This is a genomic window from uncultured Brachyspira sp. (assembly GCF_944390595.1).
In the GTDB taxonomy this organism is placed as follows: Bacteria; Spirochaetota; Brachyspiria; order Brachyspirales; family Brachyspiraceae; genus Brachyspira.
Genome location: NZ_CALXRN010000210.1, coordinates 1 through 2,855, shown reverse-complemented (window position 1 = coordinate 2,855; position 2,855 = coordinate 1). Strand labels below are relative to the sequence as shown.

Below are 2,855 nucleotides of genomic sequence, written 5' to 3'. Positions count from 1 at the left end.
TGGAATATGAATTATTTTTCTAAAGTGCATCAGAAGCTTAATCCTTATGTTAAAATTTTGGATGAAATATCTGATGAAGAATACAAAACTTGGATAGAAAAAATAAAAAATTATAATGATTAAATATTATAAGGTATTTGATTTTTTATATATCAAACAAATAATATAAAATAATTATATTTTTTTGTATTATTTGTTTGATGTACCTAAAATTTTTTTCTTTTCTTCTATTTTTATTGATTGTTCCTTTATCTTTTTTAATACAGGTACTTTTATTGAGATAGTATTATTTTTCACTTCTTTTTCAAGTTCATCTATTTTTCCTGCATCTTTTGCTGCCATCGCCTGTATTATATCAACTATATCATCAATATTGTTTATACCGATAGCTATACCTCCTGTAACATTTGCAGTCCAAGAAAAAAATTCTCCATTGTTTAAATTTGTTACTCTTTTGGAAAAATCTCCTATATTAACTTTATATAAATTTTCCACATCATTTATATCCGAACAATAAACAGTATTAACAGTGATTTTATTTTTATAAAGTTTTTCTACTATTTTGAAATAATCAAGTTTTTCAGGGCATTCGTGAGGCTGATGAGGTTTAGCATCTCCAAATAATACTATAGATTTTATACCTTTTTGATTCCAATTAATATTAAGTGCATCATTTAAAGCATCTTCTACCGCTTCATCTTCATCGCCTCCATTCCCATTTGGAGTATTTTTTATAAAATTAAATAAAGAATTAGTATCTTTAGAAAGTTCATGTATTTTTGTTATATATGGATCTCCGCTTCCATGATCTAAATAAAATATTATACCTATACGCAGATTATTTATTAATGCAAATAATGTTTTTGAAATTTCTTTGAATTTATTTTTTAATACTTCTCTATACATTTCCATAGAACCTGTAAGATCTCCTATCAAAAGCAAATCAAATTCTGTATTTTCTTCTATTTCTTTTTTATACTACTTTCTTCTCCAAATATTTTAGATATATTAGGCTTATTTAAATTTACTGGTTTTAATTTACTATTTGTATTTATGGATAAACTTCCTTTCTTTAATTCAGGTATAATTAATTTCTTTTTTTCTGACATATAAAACTCCTAAAAATTATTTATTATTTTAAGAATATTTTTTTCTAAAGTATTCTAAATATATTTCATCGTACTCATCTCTTCTTTCAAATAACATATCTTTAGCATTTTGTATTTCTTTGAATTTTGCTTCGGCATATTCTTTATCATCAGCATGCTTATCAGGGTGGTATTTTTTAGCCATTTCTTTATATTGCTTATCTATATCTTTTCTTGTGTAAGTTACATATTTATCATATTCTGATTCTATATACTCATCTTCCCATAAAATTTGATAGTAATTAGTTAAAGTTCCGTCTTCATTTTGAAATTCTTTTGGAATGTCGCTGTATGAACTTTCTTCATATTCAGTTTTCCTTTCTTCTGAAGATGTTCCGTTTTCACGTATAATAATTATATTTATCATAATAGCATAACTATAACAGTAAGCCAATGCTAATAAACAGTATTTATATGCTTTATCATAGGCACAGTATTCCTTATTTTCTGAATAAAGCTTTAGATATTTGTCTATTTCTTCCAGCCATATAGTAAAAGGATAGCCATATTCTTCGATACTATTTTTTATAATATTATAACTATTTTTTAATTCCTCTTCAACTTCTGTAAACTCATAAAGAGTAACAGCAAAATGTAAATGAGTACCTTCTGAATATTTATTATTTAAATCTTTTAGTTTATTTAAAAACTTTTCAACTAATCTTATTCCTATATTAATTGCAGTTGTAACAGCTATTTTATCTTTTTTAGTTTCTTCTTCCTCTTCCATTCTTATTTTTTCAAGCATTTCTTCTATTCTTTTTTCTTTTTCTTTTAATTTTTCTTTCATAGCTTCAGCTTCTGCTGCTTTATTTAGAGCATCTTTTTCTTTTTCCTCCAATTCTTTTTCTCTTTTTTCTAATTCTCTTTCTTTTTCTCTTAATTTATCTATTTCTTTTTTTATTGCTCTGAATCTTGATGCAGCTTCATCTTTATCTTTATAATCTTTTTCTTTTCCTATATCAAAACCTTTATAATATTCTTCATCATCTAACTTATCTGAGTAATATTTTTTTTCTTTTTTAATTTTATCATCATATTCTTCATTTATATGTATTGTAATTAATAAAAAATACAACCGATGTGGTTATAAAAAATATTATTCCAAACCACATTTTAGATTGGCTTATACTGTATGAAATAACAATTACAACTAAATATGACAGAATTTCTAACAAAATATTTTTAACATTATATTTTTTAGTTTTAGAAATTATTATTATAAATATAATTGAAGATATAATAAACACTATTCCTGAGAATAGCATACTAAATTGTACTAATATAAAATATGGAATAATAATTATTCCTAAGAATATTAATATCTTTACTAAATTATCTTTCATTTTATAACCCACAAATCATTATGTAATTAAATATAATAAGCAAAAAAATGAAAAAATCAATATTATATATTAATATAGATATACTTTTTATTATTATTTATTAATTATTATTTTTGTTAAATATTTGATTTTTTTAATTTTTTGTTATAATATATATACATTCAATTTTTAGACTTTATATATTCACTTTAATACTTTTATATATTTAATCTTTAACCGTAAAGAATTTTAAATTAATTAAACGAAGGAGTTTATTATGGCAGAAAAACAAATACTTAATTTTGAAGCCGAAACTAAACAAATATTAAATTTAATGGTGCATTCTATATACACTCATAAAGAAATATTTTTAAGAGAGCTT

General features: G+C 22.6%; 4 protein-coding genes. All 4 read right to left on the bottom strand.

The window, feature by feature from the left end; translation table 11 throughout:
- Positions 1-189: 189 nt before the first annotated feature.
- From Q0J90_RS12665 to Q0J90_RS12650, 4 genes are read right to left on the bottom strand one after another with little or no spacing between them, the layout of a single operon-like run.
- Positions 190-912 (bottom strand): VWA domain-containing protein, encoded by a 723-nt coding sequence (locus tag Q0J90_RS12665; RefSeq protein WP_297278254.1) that lies wholly within the window; start codon positions 910-912, stop codon positions 190-192.
- Between the two features lie 50 nt (positions 913-962).
- Positions 963-1,109: a hypothetical protein gene (locus tag Q0J90_RS12660; RefSeq protein WP_297278253.1), complete on the bottom strand. Its 147-nt coding sequence runs from the start codon at positions 1,107-1,109 to the stop codon at positions 963-965.
- Positions 1,110-1,137: 28 nt separating this feature from the next.
- Positions 1,138-2,226 carry a DnaJ domain-containing protein gene (locus tag Q0J90_RS12655; RefSeq protein ID WP_297278252.1) on the bottom strand — a complete coding sequence of 363 codons (1,089 nt, stop codon included), beginning with the start codon at positions 2,224-2,226 and terminating at the stop codon, positions 1,138-1,140.
- Positions 2,192-2,494, bottom strand: coding sequence for a hypothetical protein (locus Q0J90_RS12650; RefSeq protein ID WP_297278251.1), 303 nt, complete (start codon positions 2,492-2,494; stop codon positions 2,192-2,194). The genes Q0J90_RS12655 and Q0J90_RS12650 overlap by 35 nt, the downstream gene beginning before the upstream one ends.
- Positions 2,495-2,855: the final 361 nt, after the last annotated feature.